Origin of the sequence: Micromonospora rosaria, from assembly GCF_001567585.1 — a bacterium.
GTDB classification, from domain to species: Bacteria; Actinomycetota; Actinomycetes; order Mycobacteriales; family Micromonosporaceae; genus Micromonospora; species Micromonospora rosaria.
The window spans coordinates 1-22350 of sequence record NZ_LRQV01000034.1 but is presented as its reverse complement, the minus strand read 5'-3'; the positions used below and the strand labels follow the sequence as shown (position 1 = coordinate 22350).

Genomic DNA, 22350 nt, shown 5'->3' with positions numbered 1-22350 from the left:
AGCATGGCCGAGGAGCCATGATGAGACCATGCTCACCCAGGGCCCGAAACGGGAACAGGCCGGGGCACCCCGTACGGAGCCCCGGCCCGGTCGATCCCTTACCGCAGCCCCTACAGCAGCACGGACTCGATCGGCCCGCGCAGGAAGTACAGCACGAAGAGCGCGGCCACCGCGTACAGCAGCGGGTGCACCTGCCGCGCCTTGCCCCGGGCCAGCTTCATCACCACGTAGACGATCAGGCCGGCACCGATACCGTTGGAGATCGAGTAGGTGAACGGCATCAGCACGATGGTGAGGAAGGCCGGGATGGCGATCTCGTAGTCCGACCAGTCGATGGTCCGCACCGCAGTCATCATCAGGAAGCCGACCACCACCAGGGCGGTCGACGCCGCCTCGAACGGCACGATCACCACCAGCGGGGCGAAGAACATCGCCAGCAGGAACAGCACCCCGGTGACCAGGTTCGCCGCCCCGGTCCGGGCCCCCTCCGCGACCCCGGCCGCGCTCTCCACGTACGCCGTGTTGCTGGACACGCTCGCCGTGCCACCGGCCACCGCGCCGATCGAGTCGACCAGCAGGATCTCCTTCGCCCGGGGCGGGGTGCCCTGCTCGTCGAGCATGCTCCCCTCCTGACCGACCGCGACCATCGTGCCCATGGTGTCGAAGAAGTCCGTGATCAACAGCGTGAAGACGAACATCAGCACGACCAGCCAGCCGGCCCGGCTCCACGAGTCGAGCACGTTGAAGTTGCCGAGCAGGGACAGGTCCGGCACGTCCACGACCGTCGTCGGGATCTCCGGCACGTTCAGCGACCAGCCCTTGGGGTTGGACACCCCGTCCACCACCGACGGACCGATGTTGAACAGCGCCTGCATGACGATCGCCAACGCGGTCGCGGAGAGGATGCCGATCAGGATCGCCCCCCGGACCCGGCGGACCACCAGCACCAGGGTCAGCAGCAGCCCCACCACGAAGACCAGCATCGGCCAGCTCACCAGCTTGCCGCCGATACCCAGCCCGACCGGCACGGTGGTGTTCGCCGCGTCCGGGATGCGCCGGACGAAACCGGAGTCGACCAGACCGATGATGGTCAGGAAGAGCCCGATCCCGACCCCGATCGCGGTCTTCATCTGGGTGGGCACCGACCGGAACACCGCCGTCCGCAGGCCGGTGAGCACCAGCACCGCGATGATCACGCCCTCGATCACCACCAGGCCCATCGCGTCCGCCCAGGTCATCTCCGGGGCGATCTCGTACGCGACCAGCGCGTTGACGCCGAGGCCGGCGGCGACCGCCAGCGGGAACCGGCCCACCACGCCCATCAGGATGGTCATCAGGCCGGCGACCAGCGCGGTCGCCGCCGCCAGCGCCGGCATGGCCAGCCGTCGGCCGTCGCCGTCCACGGCCGCGCCGAGGATCAACGGGTTGAGCACCACGATGTACGCCATCGTGAAGAACGTCGCCAGGCCGCCCCGGACCTCCCGACCCAGCGTCGAGCCACGCGCGGTGATCTCGAAGTACCGGTCGAAACCGTTGCGGGGATGAGCGGGATCGGGTGCGACGCCCTTGTCGGGCGGAGCTACTGCCATCGGGTCCTCACACTGATCATCGATTGGTCGCGCGCATCGTCGCAGATCGACGGCGAGCGGGGAAGGTGGATCGCGTACCCTCGGTGCCGTGGCACAGGAGCAGATGCCGCGGCCCGAGCCGCTCGACCCGCCGATGGTCCCGTTCGCGGTCGCCGGGCTCGTCGCCTGGGCGGCGGCCGGTCTGGTCCTGCTCCTGTTCCGGGACTGGCTGGCCGAGCACGGGCGCGAGAACTGGCTGTGGACCTGCCTGGCCGGTTTTCTGTGGGGCTTCCCCGGTTTGGCGGTGATGATGCGACACGACGCGAAACGGCGTCGCCGCCGCGCCGCCGCCGGCCGGGACTAGCTCAGCACCGGCCAGCCCGCCGGCTGCCGGTCAGGAGTGCCCGTACGGCTCCGCCGGCTCGGCGGACTCCACCGAGCCGGGCGCCCGGCTCACCGACACCGGCTCCACGGCGCTGTCGTCGTACACCGTGGGCAGCTCGTCCACCGGGGTCTCCCCCGTCTCGACCAGCGTCTCCGAGTGCGCGCCGCACCCGTGGTCGGCGCTGACCACCCGGCCGTCGTCGGGGGCGTAGAAGTTGCCGCACGCCCCGAAGGACTGCCGCAGCGCACCGGCCAGCGGCAGGTAGAAGCCGCAACTGCCGCAGCGGGCGGCGGTCGGCGCGGCGACCGAGATCGGCGCGGCGGGACCGTGGTCACCGTCGTACCACCGCTGGGCCGCCTCGGACCGGCCCTCCCGGGAGAGCACCCGGGGACGCCCCAGGCCCAACTCCCAGGCGACCTCCTCGACCGCCGGGTCGTCGGAGAGGACGTACCCGGGGGCGAGCCGGTCGTCGTCCGCCGGGGTGGGGAGCAGGTCGCCGGGGCCGAGGTCACCGGGCTTGAGCCGCTCCTGCCAGGGCAGCCAGCCGGGGGCCAGCAGCGCGTCCGGGCCGGGCAGCAGCACCGTCTCGCAGATCGTCACCTTGCGGCTGCGCGGCACCCGGGTGACGGTCACCCCCCACTGCCAGCCCCGGTACCCGGCGAGCCGGCACTCGAAGTAGTGCGTGACGAGCCGTTCGCCCTCGGCGACCGCCTTCAGGTGGTCGCCGACGTCGTCGGGCCCCACCTCGGTGATGCCGGCACGGGCCGCCTCGACGGCGGCGGCGCAGACCTGGTCGAGGCGGGCGGCGCGGGTGCTGGCGGGCCTGGTCACCCGTCCATTGTTCCCCATGGGCGGTACCGGGTGACAGGGACTCCCCGGCAACGTTCTTGCGACGGTGGTGCGCACTCGGGGGGCGGATGGGCGAGGATGGTGCACATGCCGCTGTTCTCCCGCTCCGAGCGGTCCGTACTCGGGCGGACCGTCGGCACCGGCATCCGCGCCACCCGCCTGCTGTTCCGGGGCTCGGTCAGCTCCGGACGCTGGGTCACCCGGCAGGCCGGGCAGGCCCGTGCGCGGGGCGCCGGGGGCGAGACCGGGATGGTCCGCCTGTTCGACCTGCACGCCGTCTCCTGCGCCGGGGACACCCTGATCGCGATCGGCCTGGCCGGCACGATCTTCTTCAACGTCCCGCTGGGCGAGGCCCGCAGCAAGGTCGCGCTCTACCTGCTGGTGACGATGGTGCCGTTCGCCATGCTGGCGCCCGTGGTCGGCCCCCTGCTCGACCACTTCCGGCACGGCCGACGGTACGCGCTGGCCGTCACCATGCTGGGGCGGGCCTTCCTGGCCTGGTTGATCTCCGACTACATCCACGGGTTCGGCCTCTACCCGGCCGCGTTCGGGGTCCTCGCGCTCTCCCGCGCCTACGGGGTGGCCCGGTCGGCGGCGGTGCCCCGGCTGCTGCCCGACGGGCTGGGGCTCTCCCAGGTCGGCGCGCGCGCCAGCGTCTACGGCACGATCGCCGGCGCGCTGGTGGCCCCGATCGGGCTGGCCGCGTTCTGGTTCGGCCCGCAGTGGCCGCTCCGGGTCGCCTCGGTCATCTTCCTGGTCGGCATGGTCATCGCGTTGCGACTGCCCCCGAAGGCGGACTCCGAGCCACCGGAACGGGTGCCCCGCCCGCTGCGTGCGCTGCGCCGCGACCGGGACCGGCCGCTGGGCCGGGGACGGCCGGCGGGCCGGCTGGTGATCGCCACCCTCGCCGGGGCCGCGACGCTGCGCGCGCTCTACGGCTTCCTGCTGCTCTTCCTGGCGTTCGCGCTCAAGAAGGGTGACCTGGACACCAGCGTCCTCGGCCGGGACCTGGGCCCGGAGGTCGCGCTCGGCCTGGTCGGTGGGGCGCTCGCCACCGGCACCTTCCTGGCCACCGCGATCGGGACCCGGCTGCGCATCCACCGGCCCGCCGCGATCCAGTCCAGCGGCATCATCGTGGTGGCCGGGGTGGCGATCCTCGCCACGCTGAGTTTCTCGCTCGCCATGGTCGCCCTGCTCTGCCTGGTCACGGCCATGACGAGCGGCATCGCCAAGCTCGCCGTGGACGCGTCGATCCAGGAACGCATCCCGGAGCGGCTCCGGGCGAGTTCGTTCGCCCACTCGGAGACCGCGCTGATGCTCGCCTTCGTCGCCGGTGGCGGGCTCGGCCTCGTACCCTTCGACGGCCGGACCGGGATCGCGGTGGTCGCCGCCGTCGGCGTGCTCGCCGCCACCCGGGGCGTGGTGGTGGCCCGCCGGCTCCGCGCCGAACGGCTGCTCGGCCGCCCCCTGGCCGACGACGAACTCACCGCCGCCACCGACACCGACAGGACCGACACCGCGACCAGCGGAACCACCACCAGCGGGACCGCCGCCACCGACCGCACCGCCGACCCCGCCGTCGGACCGGACACCAGCCCGGACGCGGACGACCCCACCCCCACGTCGCCCGCCCCGGCCGGGGGCCGGACCGAACCGGCGGACGGCACCCCGCTCGCCCCGCCGGGCTACCACATCTACCGCCCCTCCTCCGCCGTCGGCGGCTCCGGCGGCGCGGACGACGGCAACCGCCGCGAGGCCCCGGGCCCACGCGGGTGACCAGGCCATCCATCACGGACGCCCGCCCCTCCGCCACGGACGCCGGCCCTTCCGTCGCGGGCTCCGGCGTCTTCATGGCGGAGACCCCTGCCTCCGTGGCGGACGCCGGCCCCTCCGTGACGGCCGGACTGCTCGTGGTGACGGCGGTTCCGGTGGAGGCGGAGGCCGTCCGGGCGGGCCTGACCGATCCGAGCGTGACCGTCGCGCCGGTGGGTGTCGGCCCGGCCGCCGCCGGTGCCGCCACCGCCCGGCTCCTCGCGCTCGCCGAGGCCGCCGGCCGCCCCTACCAGGCGGTGATCAGTGCGGGAGTGGCCGGCGGCTTCACCGGCCGGGTGGCCGTGGGTGCCACCGTCCTCGGCGACCGCAGCATCGCCGCCGACCTGGGCGCCGAGTCGCCGGAGGGCTTCCTCCCGGTCGACGATCTGGGCATGCCGCCGGAGGTGCTCGGCGGCGGCAGCGACCTCCCCGCCGACCCGGCGCTCCTGGCCGGCCTGCGGGCCCGGCTGCCCCGGGCGACCGTCGGCCCGGTGCTGACGGTCAGCACGGTGACCGGCACCGCCGCCAGCACCGCCGCGCTGACCGCCCGGCACCCGACCGCCGTGGCCGAGGCCATGGAGGGGTACGGCGTCGCCGTCGCCGCCGCCCAAGCCGGTCTCCCCTTCGCCGAGCTCCGCACCATCTCCAACCCGATCGGCCCCCGCGACCGGTCGGCGTGGCGGATGCGGGAGGCGCTCACCGCGCTGACGGCTGCCGCGGCGGCCCTGGGCTGAGCGGGGTCCGCAGGCACAGCGACACCGGCCGGCTCGCCTCGATGGTGAAGCCGCACGCCACCAGGAAGCCGTCGGCGAACTCCGCGACCGCGCGAGCCGTCGGGACGCCGGCCCGCTCCATCTCCGCGACGAGCAACCCGACCAGGCGACGCCCGATGCCCAACTCCCGGAAGTCCGGTGCCACCAGCACCCCGTCCAGCACGATCTCGCGCAGGTCGCCGAAATCCTGCCCGGCCACCAGGTCCTCGCTCCGCTCATGGGCCCGCAACTCACCGATCAGCCCGCCGTCCGGCAGCTCCGCCACCAGCCGCCAGGAGCTCTCCGGCAGCCCCTCGTCCACCCGGCGGACCCGGACCCGGTCACGGACCGACTCGCGGAAGCGCCGCCGGTCACGCCGGTCGCGGTCCAGGTCGTAGGTCGCCTCCGGCACCCGCAACGGCCAGCGTTCCGGTGGCAGCGTGTACCAGTGGGCCCACCACGCACCCGGCCAGTCCCGGAGCGTGCGTACCTCCCGGACGTCCAGGTGCGCCGGATAGCGCCGCCCGCCCTCGTCCCGCCGCTCGTCGTGTGGCACCGGTGGCACCGGCACCACCCCGCTCTCTCCGCTCGGCCCGCCCTCGCGGCCCGTCTCGCCGAGGCCCACCGAGACGACGCCGCCCGCCGCCCGCACCAGCCGCCGCACCGTGCGCCACCTGGGGTCCTCGACTCGATACGAGCCACCGTGGCCTGTGGCACGCCGGCCCGTTCCGCCAACTCCCGCTGACTCAGGTCCGCCCAACGACGCAGCGACCGGATGGTGGCACCAAGATCGCCCTCGGCCCCACTCCCGCTCGCGTTCCCGTTCTCGCTGCTGCCCTCACCCTCGCTCGCCGCCTCCACACCTGGATGGTTCCCGGACGTCACTTCGCGCTCAAGGAGCCACCCGCACCCTGTGGAAAATCCTGTGGATAACTGCCCCCGGCTGCGCCCCGACGCCTGCTTCCACACGCTGTCGAGCTGACTCGTTCACGACATCGCGGGTCATGCCAGGCACAGCCCTCCGCCACCGCCCCACGACCATGGGCCGCGAAGGCCGTGGGTCGATGCAGGCCGGAACTACCGGAGGCGGTCAAGGCCCTTGCCGTGGAGCCGTGACAGCCGACGCGCGAGAACGAGGGCCGGGAGGCGAAGCCAAGGACGGGGGATGGGCGGCGAGGGCCGGAGCGTGAATCGTTTGCGACATCAGCTCGACAGGGGCGGAGACAGGGTGTCGGCCCTCGGACGCAGTCGCCCCTCCGGCGCCGGACGCTCGACCCGGCCCGGACGCGCGATTGCGGTTGCGTCGTGGGTGGTGCCCGGCTGGTGGTGGAAGGGCGTGGTCGGGGGCGGGCTACGGTGGGGGTGTGGCGCTCTCCCTGGCGATCTCGCCCTGCCCCAACGACACGTTCGTCTTCCACGCGCTGGTGCACGGGCGGGTGCCCGGGGCGCCGCCGGTCGAGGTGACCTACGCGGACGTGGACGTGACCAACACGGCTGCCGAGCGGGGGGCGTTCGACCTGGTCAAGGTGAGCTACGCCGCGCTGCCCTGGCTGCTCGACGACTACCACCTGCTGCCCTGCGGCGGGGCGCTCGGGCGGGGCTGCGGGCCGTTGGTGCTCACCCGGGGCGACGGCGGAAGTGTCGACCTCAGCGGGGCGACCGTCGCGGTGCCGGGTGACCGGACCACGGCGTACCTGCTGTTCCGGCTCTGGTCGGCACAGCGGCCACCGGCGCGGATCGAGGTGGTGCCGTTCCACGAGATCATGCCGGGGGTGGCCGCCGGCCGGTACGACGCCGGGCTGGTGATCCACGAGGCACGGTTCACGTACCCCCGGCACGGCCTGACCGCCCTGGTGGACCTGGGCGAGTGGTGGGAGGCCGACACCGGCCTCCCGATCCCGCTCGGCGCGATCCTGGCCCGGCGCGGCCGGGTCGACCCGGAGGCCGCCGCCGGATGGATCCGCGAATCCGTCCGGCAGGCGTGGGCCGACCCGGACGCCAGCCGTGGGTACGTCCTGACGCACGCCCAGGAGATGGAGCCGGACGTGGTGGACCGGCACATCGGCCTGTACGTCAACGAGTTCACCGCGGACCTGGGCGAGGCCGGGCACGCGGCGGTGGCGGCGCTGCTGGATCGCGCCGCCGACGCCGGGCTGGTGCCTCAGACCTCCAGTTCGCGGGCGACCGCGTGGACGAGCTGAGCGATCTTCTGCGCCGTCTTGCGATCCGGGAACCGGCCCCGGCGCAGGTCCGGCTGGACCTTCGCCTCCAGCACCTTGATCATGTCCTCGACCAGGCCGTGCAGCTCCTCGGCCGGACGGCGACGCAGCTCGGCCACCGACGGCGGGGCGTCGAGCAGCTTGACCCCCATCGCCTGGACGCCCCGACGGCTGTCCACCACGCTGAAGTCGACCCGCTGCCCGCCCTTGAGGTCGGTGACGCCCGCCGGCAGCGCAACCTTGGGCAGGAACACGTCGCCACCTTCGTCACTGGTGACGAACCCGTATCCCTTGGTCGCGTCGTACCACTTCACTCGGCCCGTCGGCACCTTCAGATCCCCTGCTTCGCTCGGAACGACTACTCCTGCAAGGCTAGCCGGAGCACGCCTGCCAGCGCCGCCGGGAATCCGGTGAGATCATCCAGCACCAGTTCCGCCCCGGCGGCCCGCAACTCCTCCGCCGAGCAGGGCCCGGTGGCGACCGCGAGCCCCGGCACCCCGGCCGTGCGGGCGGCCACCATGTCGGCGACGTGGTCGCCCACGTAGTGGGTCGCCCCGTGGGCGCGCAGCGCGGTCGCCTTCTGCTCGGCGAACAGGTCACCGTCCACCTCGTCGACGGCCAGGCCGAGGTGGTCCAGGTGCAGCCGGGCGAGGCTGCCCATCTTCGCGGTGACCACCAACACCCGGCCGCCCTGGGCGTGCACCGCCTCGATCGCCGCGACCGCGCCGGGCATCGGCACGGTCGGCGTGATCGCGTACGCCGGGTACAGCTCCCGGTAGGCCAGCGCGGCGGCCTCCACCTGCTCGGCCGGGAACCAGTGGGCCAGTTCGGTACGCAACGGGGGACCCAGGCGGGACACCACCGCGTCGATGTCGACGTACACGCCGGTACGGGCGCTCAACGCCCGGAACGTGGCGGCGATGCCGGGGCGCGAGTCGACCAGGGTCATGTCGAGGTCGAAGCCGACCGTCAGAAGGGGCATGCCGCGACGGTACCTCCCGGCACCGGTCCTCCCCGGATGTCCGAGGGGCGCGAGGACCCTCCGGCGGGCTAGCGTGGAACGACGATGACCACCTCACTCGCGGACCACCTGCGGTCGCTGCCCGACGACTCCCTCGCCGCGCTCCTTCAGCAGCGGCCGGACCTGGTCGTACCGGTCCCGGCCGACCTCGGCGCGCTCGCCACCCGGGCCCGGTCGCGGGTCTCGGTGGCGCGTGCCCTCGACGGGTTGGACCAGTTCACCCTCCAGATCCTCGACGCCGCCCGGCTGACCCGGCACCCCGACGAGGGCACCACCACCGTCGAGGCGGTGCTCGCCACGGCCACCGCCGGGCCGAACCCGCCCGCCCCCGACACCGTCCGCGCCGCGCTGCGCCGGCTGCGCGACCTGTTCCTGCTGTACGGCCCGGAGGGCGGCCTGCGGGTGGTCGAGTCGGTCGACGAGGTGTCGCCGTACCCGGCGGGTCTCGGCCGACCCGCGTCGGAGCTGGACCCGGCGACGGCGGCGCTCTGCGCGGACCCGGCGAAGCTGCGCCGGACGGTGCTGGCCGCGCCGGCCTCGGCGCGGGCGATCCTGGACCGGCTGGCCGCCGGACCGCCGGTGGGCAGCGTGCCGCCGGGCGCGTTGCAGGCCCCGGCGACCGGCGCGGAGGGAAGCGTCCCGCCGGACCCCACCAACGGCGGCGCGCCCACCGGCTCCCCGGTGCGCTGGCTGATCGACAACCGGTTGCTGGTGCTGGTCTCCGGCGGTCGGGCCGGCGCGACCGGCACGGTGGAGCTGCCCCGGGAGGTGGGGCTGCTGCTGCGGCGGGACACCGGCCCGCTCGGCCCGCTGCGGACCGCCCCGCCGCCGGTCGCCGCCGCGCCGCGCGAGCCGAAGGCCGTCGACTCCGCCGGCGCCGGGCAGGCCATGGAGGTGGTCCGGCACACCGAGGCGCTGCTGGAACAGCTCTCCGTCGAGCCGGTACCGCTGCTGCGCTCGGGTGGCCTGGGCGTCCGCGAGCTGCGCCGGCTGGCCCGCGCCGTCGGGCTGGACGAGCCGACCACCGCCCTGCTGCTGGAGGTGGCGTACGCGGCGGCGCTCCTGGGCGCGCTGGACCTGCCCGGGGCCACCACCGGCCGGTACGGGGCCGACCAGCAGGTGCTGCCGACCGCCGGGTACGAGGTGTGGCGCACCGGTTCCCTGGCCCAGCGCTGGGAGCAGCTCGCCCGGGGCTGGCTGGCGATGTCCCGGCAGGCCGGGCTGGTCGGCCAGCGCGACGACCGGGACCGCCCGATCACGGTGCTCTCCCCCGAGGCGGAACGGGCCGGCGCGCCGGCCGCCCGGCGGGCCGTCCTCGGGGTGCTCGCCGACCTGGCGCCGGCGACCGCCCCCACCGTCGACGAGGTGCTGGCGCTGCTGGAGTGGCGCTCGCCCCGGCGCAGCCGGGGCCGGGAGACCGCGCACCGGCAGGTGCTCACCGAGGCGGCCACGCTGGGCGTGACCGGGCTCGGGGCGCTCACCTCGTACGGTCGGCTGCTGCTGGCCGAGGTCACCGCCACCGACGAGCGGGGGCAGGAGGACCCGCTGGGGCTGCTCGCCGAGGGGGCGGGCGGGGAGCCGTCGACCGCCGTGCGGGCGCTGGACGCGCTGCTGCCCGCCCCGGTGGACCACTTCCTCGTCCAGGCGGACCTGACCGTGGTGGTCCCCGGCCCGCCCGAGCCGGCCCTGGCCGGGGAACTGGAGGCGGTCGCCGAGCCCGAGTCGGCCGGCGGGGCCAGCGTCCACCGGCTCACCACGGCGAGCATCCGGCGGGCCCTGGACGCCGGGTACTCCGGTGACGACCTGCACGCCCTCTTCGCCCGCCGGTCCCGGACCCCGGTGCCGCAGGGGTTGACGTACCTGATCGACGACGTGGCCCGCCGGCACGGCGGGCTGCGGGCCGGCTCGGCCGGCGGGTACCTGCGCAGCGACGACGAGGCGCTGCTGGCCGAGGTGCTCGCCGACCGGCGGTTGGAGTCCCTGGCGCTGCGCCGGCTCGCCCCGACGGTGCTGGTCACCCCGTACCAGAGCAAGCTGCTGCTGACCACGCTGCGCGACGCCGGGTACGCGCCGGTGCCGGAGGACGCCAGCGGCGCGGCGGTGCTGGCCCGGCCGAAGACCCGGCGCGCGCCGACCCGGGTGCCGGCGTCCCGGGCGGTGGACCCGCTGGCCACCCCGCGCCTGGCCATGCCCCGCCTGCTCGGTGTGGTGGAGCAGATCCGGCGCGGCGAGGCGGCGGCGCGGGCGGCCCGGCGGGCCCCCGCCTCGGTCCGTACCGCCGCCGGGGCGCGGACCGGCCCGGTGCCGGTGCACAGCCACGCCGACGCGATCGCCGTGCTGCAACAGGCGGTCCGGGACAAGGCGCTGGTCTGGGTGGGGTACGTCGACGCGCACGGGGCGACCGCCTCCCGGCTGGTCCGGCCGGTGTCGATCGGCGCGGGTTACCTGCGGGCGGAGGACGAGCGCACGGAGATGCTGCACACCTTCGCCCTGCACCGGATCACCGCCGCCGTGCGGGAGAAGTAGCGGCCGGGAGAGGTAGCGACCTGCGCCCCGGGCGGGTCAGCGGCGGCTGCGCCGGTAGCTGCCGATGATGGTCACCGCCAGCAGCAGGGCGAACCCGGCGCCGGCGGCCTCCCCGACCGAGGCGACGAAGCCCTGCTGGAGCACCAGCCACCCGAAGAGGAACCAGCCGAACAGGACGACCGCCGCGCAGCCGTACGCGACCATGGTGGCGGTGGACACCTCGTCGGTGACGCGCCGGTCCTTGCCGGGGATCGCCTCACGGTCGGCCGTCATCGTCCCTGCCCTCCCCCGTCCGTCCGGCATCGACCCTTCCAGGGTGTCACCGGTGGGGCCGGAGTGACAGGGCAGGCCGCGGGACGTGTCGGGATCCGGCCGTCGACAGGTCGACCGGGGCGTGCCGTTCACCCCCGTTTCCGCGCGCTCGAACGTGCACGCCCCGGCCCGGTCTGCCGCCCCGCCAGCGCCGCCGGGCGTCCTGGACGGCGGCCTTCGTCTTTCTAGACGCCTGCGGGACCACCCAGGTTGCCCCGCACGCGCGGTTTTCCCGGGCTCCTGCGGATTCGTGCAACACTGGTGGGTCGGCCTGAAGACCTGGCGAAAGGACCCTGGGGTGAGCGGTGGACCACTGATCGTGCAGTCGGACAAGACCCTGCTGCTGGAGATCGACCACCCCGACGCCCAGGCCTGCCGGATGGCGATCGCCCCCTTCGCGGAGCTGGAGCGCTCCCCCGAGCACGTGCACACGTACCGGCTGACCCCGCTGGGGCTGTGGAACGCCCGCGCCGCCGGCCACGACGCCGAGGGCGTGGTCGACGCCCTGATCACGTACTCCCGCTACCCGGTGCCGCACGCGCTGCTGGTCGACGTGGCCGAGACCATGGACCGGTACGGCCGGCTCCAGGTCGCCAACGACCCGGTGCACGGCCTCGTCCTGCGCGGCCTGGACCGGCTGGTGCTGATCGAGGTCGCCAAGAGCAAGAAACTCGCCGGGATGCTCGGCGCGAAGATCGACGACGACACCATCGCGGTGCACCCGTCCGAGCGGGGGCGGCTCAAGCAGGCGCTGCTCAAGCTCGGCTGGCCGGCGGAGGACCTGGCCGGGTACGTCGACGGCGAGGCGCACCCGATCGAGCTGGCCGAGGCCGGCAAGAACGGCGGGAAGCCGTGGACCCTGCGGTCGTACCAGCGGGAGGCGGTGGAGGCGTTCTGGGCCGGCGGGTCGGGCGTGGTGGTGCTGCCCTGCGGCGCGGGCAAGACGCTGGTCGGGGCGGCGGCGATGGCCGAGGCGAAGGCGACCACGCTGATCCTGGTCACCAACACGGTCGCCGGCCGGCAGTGGAAGCGGGAGCTGATCGCGCGTACCTCGCTGACCGAGGACGAGATCGGTGAGTACTCGGGCGAGCGCAAGGAGATCCGCCCGGTGACCATCGCCACGTACCAGGTGCTCACCTCGCGACGCAAGGGCGCCTTCACCCACCTGGACCTGTTCGGGGCCCGGGACTGGGGGCTGGTCGTCTACGACGAGGTGCACCTGCTCCCCGCGCCGATCTTCCGGTTCACCGCGGACCTCCAGGCCCGCCGCCGGCTCGGCCTGACCGCCACCCTGGTCCGGGAGGACGGCCGGGAGGGCGACGTGTTCAGCCTGATCGGCCCGAAGCGGTACGACGCGCCGTGGAAGGACATCGAGGCGCAGGGCTGGATCGCCCCGGCCGAGTGCACCGAGGTCCGGGTCACCCTCACCGACGCGGAACGGCTGGCGTACGCCACGGCGGAGGCCGAGGAGCGGTACCGGATGGCGGCGACGGCCCGTACCAAGCTCCCGGTGGTCCGCGCCCTGGTCCGGCGGCACGCCGACGACCAGGTGCTGGTGATCGGCGGCTACATCGACCAACTCCACCAGCTCGGCGAGTACCTGGACGCCCCGATCGTGCAGGGCTCCACCACCAACAAGGAGCGGGAACGGCTCTTCGACGCGTTCCGGGCCGGCGAGATCCGTACCCTGGTCATCTCGAAGGTGGGCAACTTCTCCATCGACCTGCCCGAGGCGGCGGTGGCGATCCAGGTGTCGGGGACCTTCGGCTCCCGGCAGGAGGAGGCGCAGCGCCTCGGCCGGGTGCTGCGCCCGAAGGCGGACCGCCGGCAGGCGCACTTCTACACGGTGGTCTCCCGGGACACCATCGACACCGAGTACGCCGCGCACCGGCAGCGCTTCCTCGCCGAGCAGGGGTACGCGTACACGATCGTCGACGCCGACGACGTCCTCGGCCCCTCCCTGCCCACCGTCGACTGACCCCGCCCGGCGGGTGCCGCCGGGCCGCCGGGAAGCCGGTTTACCAGGCAGAAAGGCTTTCGCAACGCGAGCGAGACAGCTCGTCGTGACGATCTTCCCGCAGCGCCGACTCGGCGTCTCGGGCCGCCTCACCGGCCCGCCGAGCCGGCAGGACGGGAGCCTTCATGCTCGACAGAGCACACGCCACCGCGACACCCTCCACAGCCGACGGCCCCCGGTCGGGGGTCAGCCGCCGGTCCCTGCTCGGTGGCGGCGCCGCCGCGGCGGGTGCGACGGTGGCCGGCCTGGTCCTCGCCGAACCCGCCGTGGCCGCGCCCACCGAGACGCAGGACCTGCTCAAGCAGCTACCCCCGGTGGGCCAGATCCCGAAGCGGGCGCGGATCGTCGACTACGAGATCGCCGAACTGATCGTGCTGCTGCGGGCCAAGCGGCTGACCTCGGTGGAGCTGACCGAGGCCTACCTCGACCGCATCGACACGCTGAACGGCCCGTTCGAGGTGTACGGCGACAACGGCGGGTACAACGCGTTCGTCCGGATCGACCGGGCCGGCGCGCTGGCCCAGGCCAGAGAAGCGGACAAGCTGCTGCGCCGCCCCGGCAAGGCCGGCGCGCTCTGCGGCATCCCGTTCGGGATCAAGGACTCCGTCGCGGTCAAGGGACTGGAGGCGAAGAACGGCACCCACGCGTACAGCGGGAACATGTCGCACCGCGACGCGACCGTGGTGGCCCGGCTGCGCGAGCAGGGGGCGGTGATCATCGGGCACACCGTCGCCTCGGCCTTCTCCGGCAGCATCGCCGGGACGTTCGCCGGCAACGCCTGGAACCCGCGCTTCGTCCCGGGCGGGTCGAGCCAGGGCTCGGGGGTGGCGACGTCGGCCCGGCTGGCGGCGGCCACCATCGGTGAGGAGACCGGCGGCTCGATCATCATGCCGGCGGCGGCGAACGGCGCGAGCGCCATCAAGCCCTCGCTGGGTCTGGTCTCGACCGCCGGGGTGATGCCGCTCTCCCCCGGGTACGACGTGCTCGGCCCGATCGCCCGCTCGGTCCGGGACGCCTCGCTGGTGCTGGCCGCCGTCCTCGGCCCGGACCCGGCACCCGACCCGCTGACGCTCGCCGCGCCGCAGCCGTTCCCCGCGCTGCCGATCAAGGCACGGAGCGGCCAACGCCCGCTGGCCGGCACCACCATCGGCATCCCGCAGACCGACTGGATGACGCGGGGCGGCACCGGCACCCCGCCCGCCGAGACGTACGACGCCGACCACCGGGCCGCCTTCGAGCGGTTCAAGGCCGAACTGGTGGCGCTGGGCGCGACGGTCAAGGAGTTCCCGGGCCTGGACGTGACGGTGGCGGAGAACGACCCGTACTTCCGTACCAGCGACCGCCTCCCGCTGCCCAACGGGACCGTGGTGTCGCCGGCCTCGGCGGTGCTCAGCCCGAACCGGTACGAGATCCGCTACTGGCAGGCGGTGGAGGCGTTCGCGACGGCGCACCCGGCGAACGCCGCCGCGCTGACCCGGCAGTTCGGCAACCTCGCGCAGGCGGCGGCCAACGCCGGTGCCATCCCCGCCTCGGTACGCGACGAGGGTGAGCGTCGCCGGCGGACGTTGCAGGCCAACTACCAGCGGGCGCTGGACGAGGCCGGGGTCGACTTCATGCTGGTCCTGCCGATCGGCGGGCAGATCGGGCCCCGGTTCGGCGGCACCCAACTGCCCAACTACCGCACCTTCTTCCAGCTTCCGAACGCGCTCACCTGGCCGATGGTGACCTTCCCGATCGGGTACGACAGCACCGAGGGGCTGCCGGTCAACGCCGCCTTCTGGGGGCCGCGCTTCTCCGAGCCGGCGCTGGTCCAGGCCGCGCTGGACTACCAGGACCGGCACCCGGAGCACCACCGCGCGGCCCCGGTCGACCCGGTCTTCCCCCCGGCGCAGGCGCGGCGGTCGGCGCCCGCCGAGGAGACGGTGCCGCCGGAGCTGTCGAACGACCCGCTGGTCGCCGAGGAGGCGTGGTCATGACCGAGCCGTACCTGACCGTGGACTGGCAACCGCTGCTCAACGCGGGTTTCCCGGTGCCGGACCCGACAGCCGGGTCCACCCCGGCGATGGCCGTCGGCTGGGAGCCGAAGCTCGGCACGAGCTGGTACGCCTACGGTGACCACCTCACCGAGGAGGCCGACCCCCGGTGACACCCGCCCGCCCGCCGGCCGCTGACGGGCCGACGGGCGGGCGTGGCATCCCGTCCCGCCACGCTGTTCGCCCGCCGTTCACGACGGCGACAGCCGGCGCTCGACCGTGCGTGTCAGCCTCCGTCCGAATCCGAACAGACGGAGGATCAGTGACAGCGAAACGATCGTTCCCCGCGATGGCGGTGGCCGGCGCCACGGTCGCCGCCCTCGTCGTCGCGGGCACGGCCCAGGCCGGCACCGGCTCCGTGCCCCCGGGGCCGGCGAAGTTCTTCGACCGCACCGCCACCTACCCGGTCTTCGAGAACCGTCCCGCCGGTGAGGACCCGGCCACCGAGACGGTCGCCGAGATCTCGGCGGTCAGCGGCGACGGCCGTACCCTGGTCTACACCGACGCGGCGGCCCGCCGGATCGGCTTCCTCGACATCTCCCGGGCCGAGCGACCGCGCGGGCTCGGCACCCTCTCCCTGGCCGGGCTCGGCGACGCCGAGGACGAGCCCACCTCGGTCGCCGTGGTCGGCCGGCACGTCCTGGTCGTGGTGAACACCAGCGCGAGCTACACCGAGCCGTCCGGCCGGCTCGACGTGATCGACCTCCACACCCGGGAGCGGGTCCGCAGCCTCGACCTGGGCGGCCAGCCCGACTCGATCGCGGTCAGCGCGAACAAGCGGTACGCGGCGATCGCCATCGAGAACGAGCGGGACGAGGAGGCCACCCCGCCCGGCGGCGAGGAGGGCGACCTGCCCCAGGCCCCGGCCGGGTTCGTGCAGATCCTGGACCTGCCCGCCGGTGACCCGGCCGGGTGGGGGCTGCGGACCGTACCGCTGACCGCCGCCGACGGCAGCGCCCTGCCCGTGCTGACCGCCGCCGGGATCACCGAGCCCACCGACCCGGAGCCGGAGTACGTTTCGATCAACCGGGGCCACCAGCTCGCGGTGACCCTCCAGGAGAACAACGGCATCGTCCTGGTGGACCTGCCCAGCGGCCGGATCACCGGGGCGTTCTCCGCCGGCACCGCCTCGGTGGACCGGATCGACACGGTCGAGGACGGCATCATCGACCTGACCGGCAGCATCACCGACGTGCCCCGGGAGCCGGACGCGGTGGCCTGGCTGGACAACCGGTACCTGGCGACCGCGAACGAGGGCGACTGGCGGGGCGGCACCCGGGGCTGGACGATCTTCGACAGCCGGACCGGTGCGGTGACCTGGGACGCCGGCAACAGCTTCGAGTGGCTGGCGGTCCGGCACGGCCTGCACAACGAGGACCGCGCGGAGAACAAGGGCGCCGAGCCGGAAGGGCTCTCCGTCGCCGAGTACGGCGCGACCCGGTACGCCTTCGTCGGCTCGGAGCGGAGCAACTTCGTCGCCGTCTACGACGTGACCCGGCCGACCCGCCCGGTGTTCCGCCAGGTGCTGCCCACCACGAACGGGCCGGAGGGGCTGCTGCCCATCCCGTCGCGGGGCCTGCTCGCCGTCTCCAGCGAGACCGACGAGGCGGCGGTGGGCGTACGCGCCTCGGTGTCGCTGTTCCGGCTCGGCGAGGACACCCCCGCCTTCCCGAGCCTCGTCTCCGCCCCGGACGCCACCGGCGCGCCGATCGGCTGGGGTGCCCTCGGCGCCCTCTCCGCCGTCCCGAAGCGCCCCCACCTGCTGTACAGCGTGACCGACGCGGCGTACGCCACCACCAGCATCGTCACCATCAACACCCGGCAGAGCCCGGCGGTGGTCACCGAGGTGCTGCCGGTCCGCGACGAGCGGGGCGAGGCGGTCGGGTACGACGCGGAGGGGATCTTCGCCCGCCCGCAGGGCGGCTTCTGGCTGGCCGTCGAGGGGGCCACCGGCCCGGAGAACAAGCTGGCCCGGTTGGACGCCGACGGGGTGACCCGGCAGGTCGTCCCGCTCCCCGCCGACGTGGCCGCCGGCCTGGGCCGGCAGGGCTTCGAGGGGGTCACCGCCACCATGGAGCGCGGCCGGGAGATCGTCTGGGCGGTACTCCAGCGCGAGGTCGCCACCGACCCGGCCGGCGTGGTCCGGATCGGCCGGTACGACGTGACCGCCGGGACGTGGAGCTGGTTCGGCTACCGGCTCTCCCGCACCGACGTCCCCGGTGACTGGATCGGCCTGTCCGAGGTGACCGTGGTCGGCGGCCGGCTCGCCGTCATCGAGCGGGACAAGCTGAACGGCCCGGCCGCCCGGGTCAAGCGGATCTACACGGTGGAGCTGCCCACCGGTCCGGCCGCCCCCGGCCGGCTGCGGGTCCTGCCGAAGCAGCTCGCCGTGAACGTGCTGCCGGCGCTGCGCGCCACCAACGGCTGGACGCAGGAGAAACTGGAGGGGCTGGCCGTGGCCGGCAACGGCCAGGTGTACGCGGTCACCGACAACGACGGCGTCCAGGACGCTACCGGCGAGACGGTGCTGCTCCGCCTCGGCCCCGCCGACACGGTCTTCGGACCGCGCTGACCGGTCGAGCTGACCCGTCGACGATCCGGCCGGCCCGGTGCCTCCACGCACCGGGCCGGCCGCCCTCGTCCAACGGCCCCTCGGCGTCGGGGCTTCCGCTCAGAGGACCCGGGTGACCTGCTCGGCGGCGACCAGCGCGTCCCGGCGGGCCGGGTCGAGGCCCGCGCAGAGCACCACCGACGCCCCCGCGAACAGCGGGGTCAGCAGCCACTTCACCGGATGCTCGTGCTCGGCGGCGTCGACCAGCAGCCGGTCACCGGCCCGCAGGTCGAACTGGTCGGCCAGGGCATGCGCGAGCCGCCCCCACTCGCCGTAGCTGGTGCCGTCCGGGCTGGCCGGGTCGTCCGGGTGGATGGCGTGGTGCGCGGGCGGGGCGTCGGTGTGCCGGCGCACCTCGGCGGACCAGTCGAGCCAGCCCACCGGCACCTCGGACAGCGGCTGCGGGCCGGTGCCGACCAGGTACCGGTGCACCCCGTCGGGGACGTCCTCCAGCCAGTCGTCGAGGCGTTCCGGCGTGACGAAGACCGCGTCGTACGGCCGGTCGCCGCCCGGCTCCAGCACCGACAGGCCAGCGGTGGCCCGGGGGTGGAACGACACCGCCATCCCCACCGACCAGGCCCCGAGCAGCACCGCGGCGGTACGCCAGTGCGGCGGCAGCAGCACCGCCACCCGGCTGCCCGGGGTCAGCGCGCAGCCGTCCCGCAGCAGCCCGGCCGTCCGGGCCGCCCAGCCGCCCAGGTCGGCGGCGGTCAGGTCGGCCCGTTCCCCGGTCCGGTCGTCGAGGTACGTCAGCAGCGGCCGGTCGAGCCCGTCGACCGGACCGGCGGCGGTGAGCATGGGCGGTGCGGCGTTCATCCGGTACGTCCTCCCGACGGGAACCCTGGGTGCGGCCACGGTCACGGCCGGCTCAGCCTACGCCGGGGCGTCGAGGGGATCGCTTGCGCCGAGCGGAGCACGCGACCCGGTGTCCAGCGCCTCGGCGAGGTTGCCGATCCCGGCGCGGATCATCGTCCCGTACCCGTCGTCCGGCAGGTCGTCGACCGTCTCCCGGGCCAGGTCCAGGTGCTCACGGGCCGACCCGACCTCGCCGAGCCGGCGGTACCCGTCGGCGAGGTTCAGGTGCAGCGACGGCAGCAGGCCCCGGACCTGCCACGACGTGTGGAAGCGCCGGGCCCGCTCGTCGGTCAGGTCGGTGACGGCGGCGAGGGCCCGCCGGTCCCAGGCCAACTCCGCCGCCACGTCCTCCTGGAGGTCGGCCAGGTAGTGCGCGATGGTGCAGCGGTGCAGGGCGTCCCCGTCCGGGCCGACCCGGGTCCAGAGCGCGTCGAGCGCGTCGCGGGCCTCCGCCCGGTGGCCGGAGGCGCCGAGTTCGACGGCCCGGTGGACCGCCGCCATCGTCTCGTCGGTGTCGTCGTGGGTAGCTGCGCTGGTCATGCCGCCAGAGTGGCCCCTCAACCAGGACGAGGGTCAAGTCACCGACGGTCCTGCCACTCGTCCCGGCTCACGGACCTGGTCGACAGGGGTGAACGGATGCACCGCGCAGTTTCCGACGCGACACGCCAGTGAAGGCGTCGGAAAGCGCGCAACGTTCGGCGTCACTCCTCGATCGCGCCGCCGACCGCCCGCAGGTGCTCCCGGAAGGTCGATGCGGGCCGGTCCCGCCGCGCGGCGAGGTAGTCGGCGAACCGTACCTGCGCGCGCAGGGTGTCCCCGGCGCGGATGCGGTCCGCCTGCCGACGCTCGGTGTCCCGGATCGACTCGGCCACGCCCAGCGCCTCGTCGGCCCGGTCCACCGGCAGGAACAGCACCCCGTCGTCGTCGCCGAGCACCAGGTCGCCCCGGCCGACCGGCCACTCGCCGACGGTGGCGGTGTCGAGGGCGTCCGCCGGGCGGGGGTCGAGCCGCTGCGGACCGGCCGGGGTCGCGCCGAGACTGAACAGCGGCAGCCCGATCGCCCGGATGTCGGCCGTGTCCCGGTGCAGCCCCCAGACCACCAGCCCGGCCAGCCCCGCCACCTGCGCCTCCAGCACCACCAGGTCACCCACGCAGGCTTCGTCGAGCCGGCCGCCGTTGTCGACCACCAGCACGTCGCCCGGCTCCGCCGACTGGTACGCCTCCAGGAAGACGTCCACGCTGCCGACGTGCCGGGCGGGCAGCACCCGGCCGGCGAGCCGGGTACCCGGGTCGACGGCCCGCAGCGGGGCGGGCGCGCAGCGCAGCGGCACCCCGACCCGCAGGCAGCCGTCCGCCACGTGCGCGGTGGTCAGCCCGGAGAACCGGGTACGAAGCTCGTGGTTGTCCATCGGTGGCGGGCCCTTTCCGTCAGGCGATCGTCTTGGCGAACCAGAGTTGCGCGTAGGGGTCGTCGTTGAACGGTGCGACCTCCTGGTAGCCGGCCGACCGGTACAGCCGCGCGGCCTCGGGCAGCGCCCTGTTGGAGTCCAGCCGCAGCAGGTTCGCCCCGTGCTCGGTGGCGGTGCTCTCCAGCTCGGTTACCAGCCGCCGTCCCAGGCCCAGACCGCGCATCGACGCGGCGACCCACACCCGTTTGATCTCCGCCACCCCCTCCCCCCGGAACACGAGCCCGCCGCAGCCGACCGGCTCGCCGTGCAGCCGCGCGACCAGCAGCAGACCGGCCGGCGGCGAGAGGTGCGCGGGGTGTGCGGTGCCCAGGTCGAAGCCGCCCGGGAAGCGCCGGTCCAGCTCCGCCGCGTACGCCCGCAGACAGTGCCGGGCGTCGGCGTGCGCCGGATCGGTGGCGGTCACCTCCACCAGGGAGGCGACGAAGAGCCGTTCCACCTCGGCCATCGCCACGACCAGCCGGTCCCGCTGCGCGTCGTCGAGCGGGCGCAGTATCGAGGCGGCCAGCTCGTCGGAGCGCACGTCCAGCTCGGCACGCTCGACGGCCCCGGCCGGGGTGAGCCGGATCCGGCGTACCCGGGCGTCGGTCTCGTCGGCCTCGACCACGACGAGCCCGTCGGTCTCCAGGGCCCGCAGCAGTCGGCTGAGGTACCCGGAGTCCAGGTCGAGCCGGGCCCGCAGGCTGCGCACCTCGATCCCCTCCGGGCCGATCTCCCACAGCACCCGGCTCTGCCCCAGCGACCGCCCCCGCGCCAGGTACGCGTCGTTGAGCACCCCGATGCGCTGGGTCACCGTCCGGTTGAACCGTCGGACCCGCCCGACCAGACCTGCATCCATTCCCTGACCTTAGTCAGAGAACCAGACGAGCGGAAGAGTCGACTCAGCCGCAGCGGCTGGCGATGAGCGCCGTCAGGGTTTCTAGAACGGTGACCGGCGGGTCGGCTCCGGCAGCCCTTTCGAGCTGCCCCATTCACGAGACCGCAGGACTGGTCACGCACCACACGGCTTACCTGCCCCCAAGGACGGACGCCCGAACCCGCGCCCCTGACGGCATGGCCGACGCGAGCACCCGGTGGTGTCCAAGGCAGACGTAGAGGCGACCCGCGATCGCCACCACTCGGACACCGTCCCCCGAGACGACCGGCAACGATCGACACCCGCTGCAAGCCGAAGGTCTGTCCTGGGGATTCGACCGGGGCGCCCGGCTATTCACCATACGTCGCAAGGCCGATGCGAAGCGGGCCGACACCCGTACGGACGCACGCCGATGATCGGCCAAGAACCTTGAGCAACGCGCCGATTCGGGATCACCTTTCGCCGCTCCGTCCGACCGTGTGGGTGATGGTCCACATTCCTCGTGGTCGCTACCGTCGGTCGCCTTGGGCACCGGAAGTAGTGCCGGAAAGGCTCGGCAATGACGGCATACCGCTTCAACACCCCACCCGGCTGGCCTGCACCACCCGAGGGCTGGATGCCCCCTCCGGGGTGGCGGCCCGACCCCTCATGGCCCTCGCCACCTCCAGGCTGGCAACTGTGGACTCCCATTGGCACTCCGGAAAGTGGAGGCGCCAGCTCCGTACCACCCCGTCCGCCGGTCGTCGCCGATCAATCCCCCGCCACAGCGCCGGTCGAGCCCGGTCATGCCGCTGGTCCCGGACCGACGCCCATCCCGCAGCGGACTGCACGTGTGGGACTTTTCGGTGGCAGGAAGCGGCTTGAGGATGAAAACGACGAGTTGCGTAGACAGCTCACGGCGCTCCTCGGGTTGGATCCTGCCGCACTGGCACGGGAGGCTGCCTCACTACGGGCACAGCTGGAGCAGCTTTGGTCCGACCGCGCGTCGGTCGAGGCGCAGCTCGCGCTACTAAGAGTTCCTAACTAAATGATGATGGGCGTGTCCTTTGGACGTGAGGATCGTTCTGT

General features: G+C 74.1%; 19 protein-coding genes and 1 pseudogene. 9 read left to right on the top strand and 11 right to left on the bottom strand.

Going from position 1 to position 22350, the window contains the following annotated elements; translation table 11 throughout:
• Positions 1-110: 110 nt before the first annotated feature.
• A complete protein-coding gene (locus AWW66_RS12010) occupies positions 111-1589 on the bottom strand; it encodes an NCS2 family permease (RefSeq protein ID WP_067364322.1) in 1479 nt (492 codons plus the stop codon).
• Between the two features lie 103 nt (positions 1590-1692).
• On the opposite strand from AWW66_RS12010, the gene AWW66_RS12005 reads away from it, so the two are divergent.
• Positions 1693-1932, top strand: a complete 240-nt coding sequence (locus tag AWW66_RS12005) for a DUF2530 domain-containing protein (RefSeq protein WP_396890421.1) — start codon at positions 1693-1695, stop codon at positions 1930-1932.
• Positions 1933-1962: 30 nt separating this feature from the next.
• Here AWW66_RS12005 and AWW66_RS12000 read toward each other — a convergent pair whose 3' ends face one another.
• The gene (locus tag AWW66_RS12000; protein WP_067364316.1) at positions 1963-2802 is read right to left on the bottom strand and encodes a DUF3027 domain-containing protein; all 840 of its coding nucleotides are present in this window, start codon (positions 2800-2802) and stop codon (positions 1963-1965) included.
• An 87-nt stretch (positions 2803-2889) separates the two neighbouring features.
• Between AWW66_RS12000 and AWW66_RS11995 the strand changes: the two genes are divergently transcribed.
• Complete coding sequence (locus AWW66_RS11995) at positions 2890-4578, top strand: MFS transporter (RefSeq protein ID WP_067364410.1); 1689 nt, start codon at positions 2890-2892, stop codon at positions 4576-4578.
• Positions 4579-4652: 74 nt separating this feature from the next.
• Positions 4653-5348, top strand: a complete 696-nt coding sequence (locus AWW66_RS11990; RefSeq protein WP_067364313.1) for a futalosine hydrolase — start codon at positions 4653-4655, stop codon at positions 5346-5348.
• Here the strand turns inward: AWW66_RS11990 and AWW66_RS11985 are convergent.
• A complete protein-coding gene (locus AWW66_RS11985) occupies positions 5311-6030 on the bottom strand; it encodes a GNAT family N-acetyltransferase (RefSeq protein WP_067364310.1) in 720 nt (239 codons plus the stop codon). The two genes, AWW66_RS11990 and AWW66_RS11985, sit on opposite strands and share 38 nt — an antisense overlap.
• Positions 6031-6092: 62 nt before the next feature.
• Positions 6093-6227, bottom strand: a pseudogene (locus AWW66_RS35255) (hypothetical protein); the annotation flags it as partial.
• Positions 6228-6730: 503 nt separating this feature from the next.
• Here AWW66_RS35255 and AWW66_RS11980 point away from each other — a divergent pair.
• Positions 6731-7567: a 1,4-dihydroxy-6-naphtoate synthase gene (locus AWW66_RS11980; protein ID WP_067364307.1), complete on the top strand. Its 837-nt coding sequence runs from the start codon at positions 6731-6733 to the stop codon at positions 7565-7567.
• On the opposite strand, the gene AWW66_RS11975 is transcribed toward AWW66_RS11980, so the two are convergent.
• Positions 7528-7914, bottom strand: a complete 387-nt coding sequence (locus AWW66_RS11975; protein ID WP_067364303.1) for a cold-shock protein — start codon at positions 7912-7914, stop codon at positions 7528-7530. The two genes, AWW66_RS11980 and AWW66_RS11975, sit on opposite strands and share 40 nt — an antisense overlap.
• A gap of 29 nt (positions 7915-7943) precedes the next feature.
• Entirely contained in the window at positions 7944-8567 is a 624-nt protein-coding gene (locus AWW66_RS11970) for an HAD family hydrolase (protein WP_067364301.1), read from the bottom strand.
• 84 nt (positions 8568-8651) lie between these two features.
• Here AWW66_RS11970 and AWW66_RS11965 point away from each other — a divergent pair, with 84 nt between their 5' ends.
• The gene (locus tag AWW66_RS11965) at positions 8652-11132 is read left to right on the top strand and encodes a helicase-associated domain-containing protein (protein ID WP_067364298.1); all 2481 of its coding nucleotides are present in this window, start codon (positions 8652-8654) and stop codon (positions 11130-11132) included.
• 36 nt (positions 11133-11168) lie between these two features.
• Here AWW66_RS11965 and AWW66_RS11960 read toward each other — a convergent pair whose 3' ends face one another.
• Positions 11169-11405, bottom strand: coding sequence for a hypothetical protein (locus AWW66_RS11960; RefSeq protein WP_067364296.1), 237 nt, complete (start codon positions 11403-11405; stop codon positions 11169-11171).
• A gap of 337 nt (positions 11406-11742) precedes the next feature.
• On the opposite strand from AWW66_RS11960, the gene AWW66_RS11955 reads away from it, so the two are divergent.
• From AWW66_RS11955 to AWW66_RS11945, 4 genes are all read left to right on the top strand, one after another.
• The gene (locus AWW66_RS11955) at positions 11743-13422 is read left to right on the top strand and encodes a DNA repair helicase XPB (RefSeq protein WP_067364293.1); all 1680 of its coding nucleotides are present in this window, start codon (positions 11743-11745) and stop codon (positions 13420-13422) included.
• Between the two features lie 164 nt (positions 13423-13586).
• Entirely contained in the window at positions 13587-15437 is a 1851-nt protein-coding gene (locus tag AWW66_RS11950; protein ID WP_083978415.1) for an amidase, read from the top strand.
• Entirely contained in the window at positions 15434-15607 is a 174-nt protein-coding gene (locus tag AWW66_RS33625) for a hypothetical protein (RefSeq protein ID WP_157527400.1), read from the top strand. Before AWW66_RS11950 ends, AWW66_RS33625 begins: the two co-directional genes overlap by 4 nt.
• A 149-nt stretch (positions 15608-15756) precedes the next feature.
• Positions 15757-18066 (top strand): esterase-like activity of phytase family protein, encoded by a 2310-nt coding sequence (locus AWW66_RS11945; RefSeq protein WP_211271920.1) that lies wholly within the window; start codon positions 15757-15759, stop codon positions 18064-18066.
• Positions 18067-18165: 99 nt separating this feature from the next.
• Here AWW66_RS11945 and AWW66_RS11940 read toward each other — a convergent pair whose 3' ends face one another.
• The 4 genes from AWW66_RS11940 to AWW66_RS11925 form a co-directional block, all read right to left on the bottom strand.
• Positions 18166-18921 (bottom strand): TIGR03089 family protein, encoded by a 756-nt coding sequence (locus tag AWW66_RS11940; protein ID WP_067364288.1) that lies wholly within the window; start codon positions 18919-18921, stop codon positions 18166-18168.
• Between the two features lie 57 nt (positions 18922-18978).
• Positions 18979-19500 (bottom strand): hypothetical protein, encoded by a 522-nt coding sequence (locus AWW66_RS11935; protein WP_067364285.1) that lies wholly within the window; start codon positions 19498-19500, stop codon positions 18979-18981.
• A gap of 161 nt (positions 19501-19661) precedes the next feature.
• Positions 19662-20369, bottom strand: coding sequence for an RraA family protein (locus AWW66_RS11930; RefSeq protein WP_067364282.1), 708 nt, complete (start codon positions 20367-20369; stop codon positions 19662-19664).
• 19 nt (positions 20370-20388) lie between these two features.
• A complete protein-coding gene (locus AWW66_RS11925; RefSeq protein ID WP_067364280.1) occupies positions 20389-21264 on the bottom strand; it encodes a bifunctional helix-turn-helix transcriptional regulator/GNAT family N-acetyltransferase in 876 nt (291 codons plus the stop codon).
• Positions 21265-22350 lie beyond the last annotated feature (1086 nt).

Bases quoted from the DNA above. Each gene is read 5' to 3' on its own strand.
- AWW66_RS12010 (WP_067364322.1), bottom strand. From the start codon at position 1,589: ATGGCAGTAGCTCCGCCCGACAAGGGCGTCGCACCCGATCCCGCTCAT.
- AWW66_RS12005 (WP_396890421.1), top strand. From the start codon at position 1,693: ATGCCGCGGCCCGAGCCGCTCGACCCGCCGATGGTCCCGTTCGCGGTC.
- AWW66_RS12000 (WP_067364316.1), bottom strand. From the start codon at position 2,802: ATGGGGAACAATGGACGGGTGACCAGGCCCGCCAGCACCCGCGCCGCC.
- AWW66_RS11995 (WP_067364410.1), top strand. From the start codon at position 2,890: ATGCCGCTGTTCTCCCGCTCCGAGCGGTCCGTACTCGGGCGGACCGTC.
- AWW66_RS11990 (WP_067364313.1), top strand. From the start codon at position 4,653: ATGGCGGAGACCCCTGCCTCCGTGGCGGACGCCGGCCCCTCCGTGACG.
- AWW66_RS11970 (WP_067364301.1), bottom strand. From the start codon at position 8,567: ATGCCCCTTCTGACGGTCGGCTTCGACCTCGACATGACCCTGGTCGAC.
- AWW66_RS11965 (WP_067364298.1), top strand. From the start codon at position 8,652: ATGACCACCTCACTCGCGGACCACCTGCGGTCGCTGCCCGACGACTCC.
- AWW66_RS11960 (WP_067364296.1), bottom strand. From the start codon at position 11,405: ATGACGGCCGACCGTGAGGCGATCCCCGGCAAGGACCGGCGCGTCACC.
- AWW66_RS11950 (WP_083978415.1), top strand. From the start codon at position 13,587: ATGCTCGACAGAGCACACGCCACCGCGACACCCTCCACAGCCGACGGC.
- AWW66_RS33625 (WP_157527400.1), top strand. From the start codon at position 15,434: ATGACCGAGCCGTACCTGACCGTGGACTGGCAACCGCTGCTCAACGCG.
- AWW66_RS11940 (WP_067364288.1), bottom strand. From the start codon at position 18,921: ATGAACGCCGCACCGCCCATGCTCACCGCCGCCGGTCCGGTCGACGGG.
- AWW66_RS11935 (WP_067364285.1), bottom strand. From the start codon at position 19,500: ATGACCAGCGCAGCTACCCACGACGACACCGACGAGACGATGGCGGCG.
- AWW66_RS11930 (WP_067364282.1), bottom strand. From the start codon at position 20,369: ATGGACAACCACGAGCTTCGTACCCGGTTCTCCGGGCTGACCACCGCG.
- AWW66_RS11925 (WP_067364280.1), bottom strand. From the start codon at position 21,264: ATGGATGCAGGTCTGGTCGGGCGGGTCCGACGGTTCAACCGGACGGTG.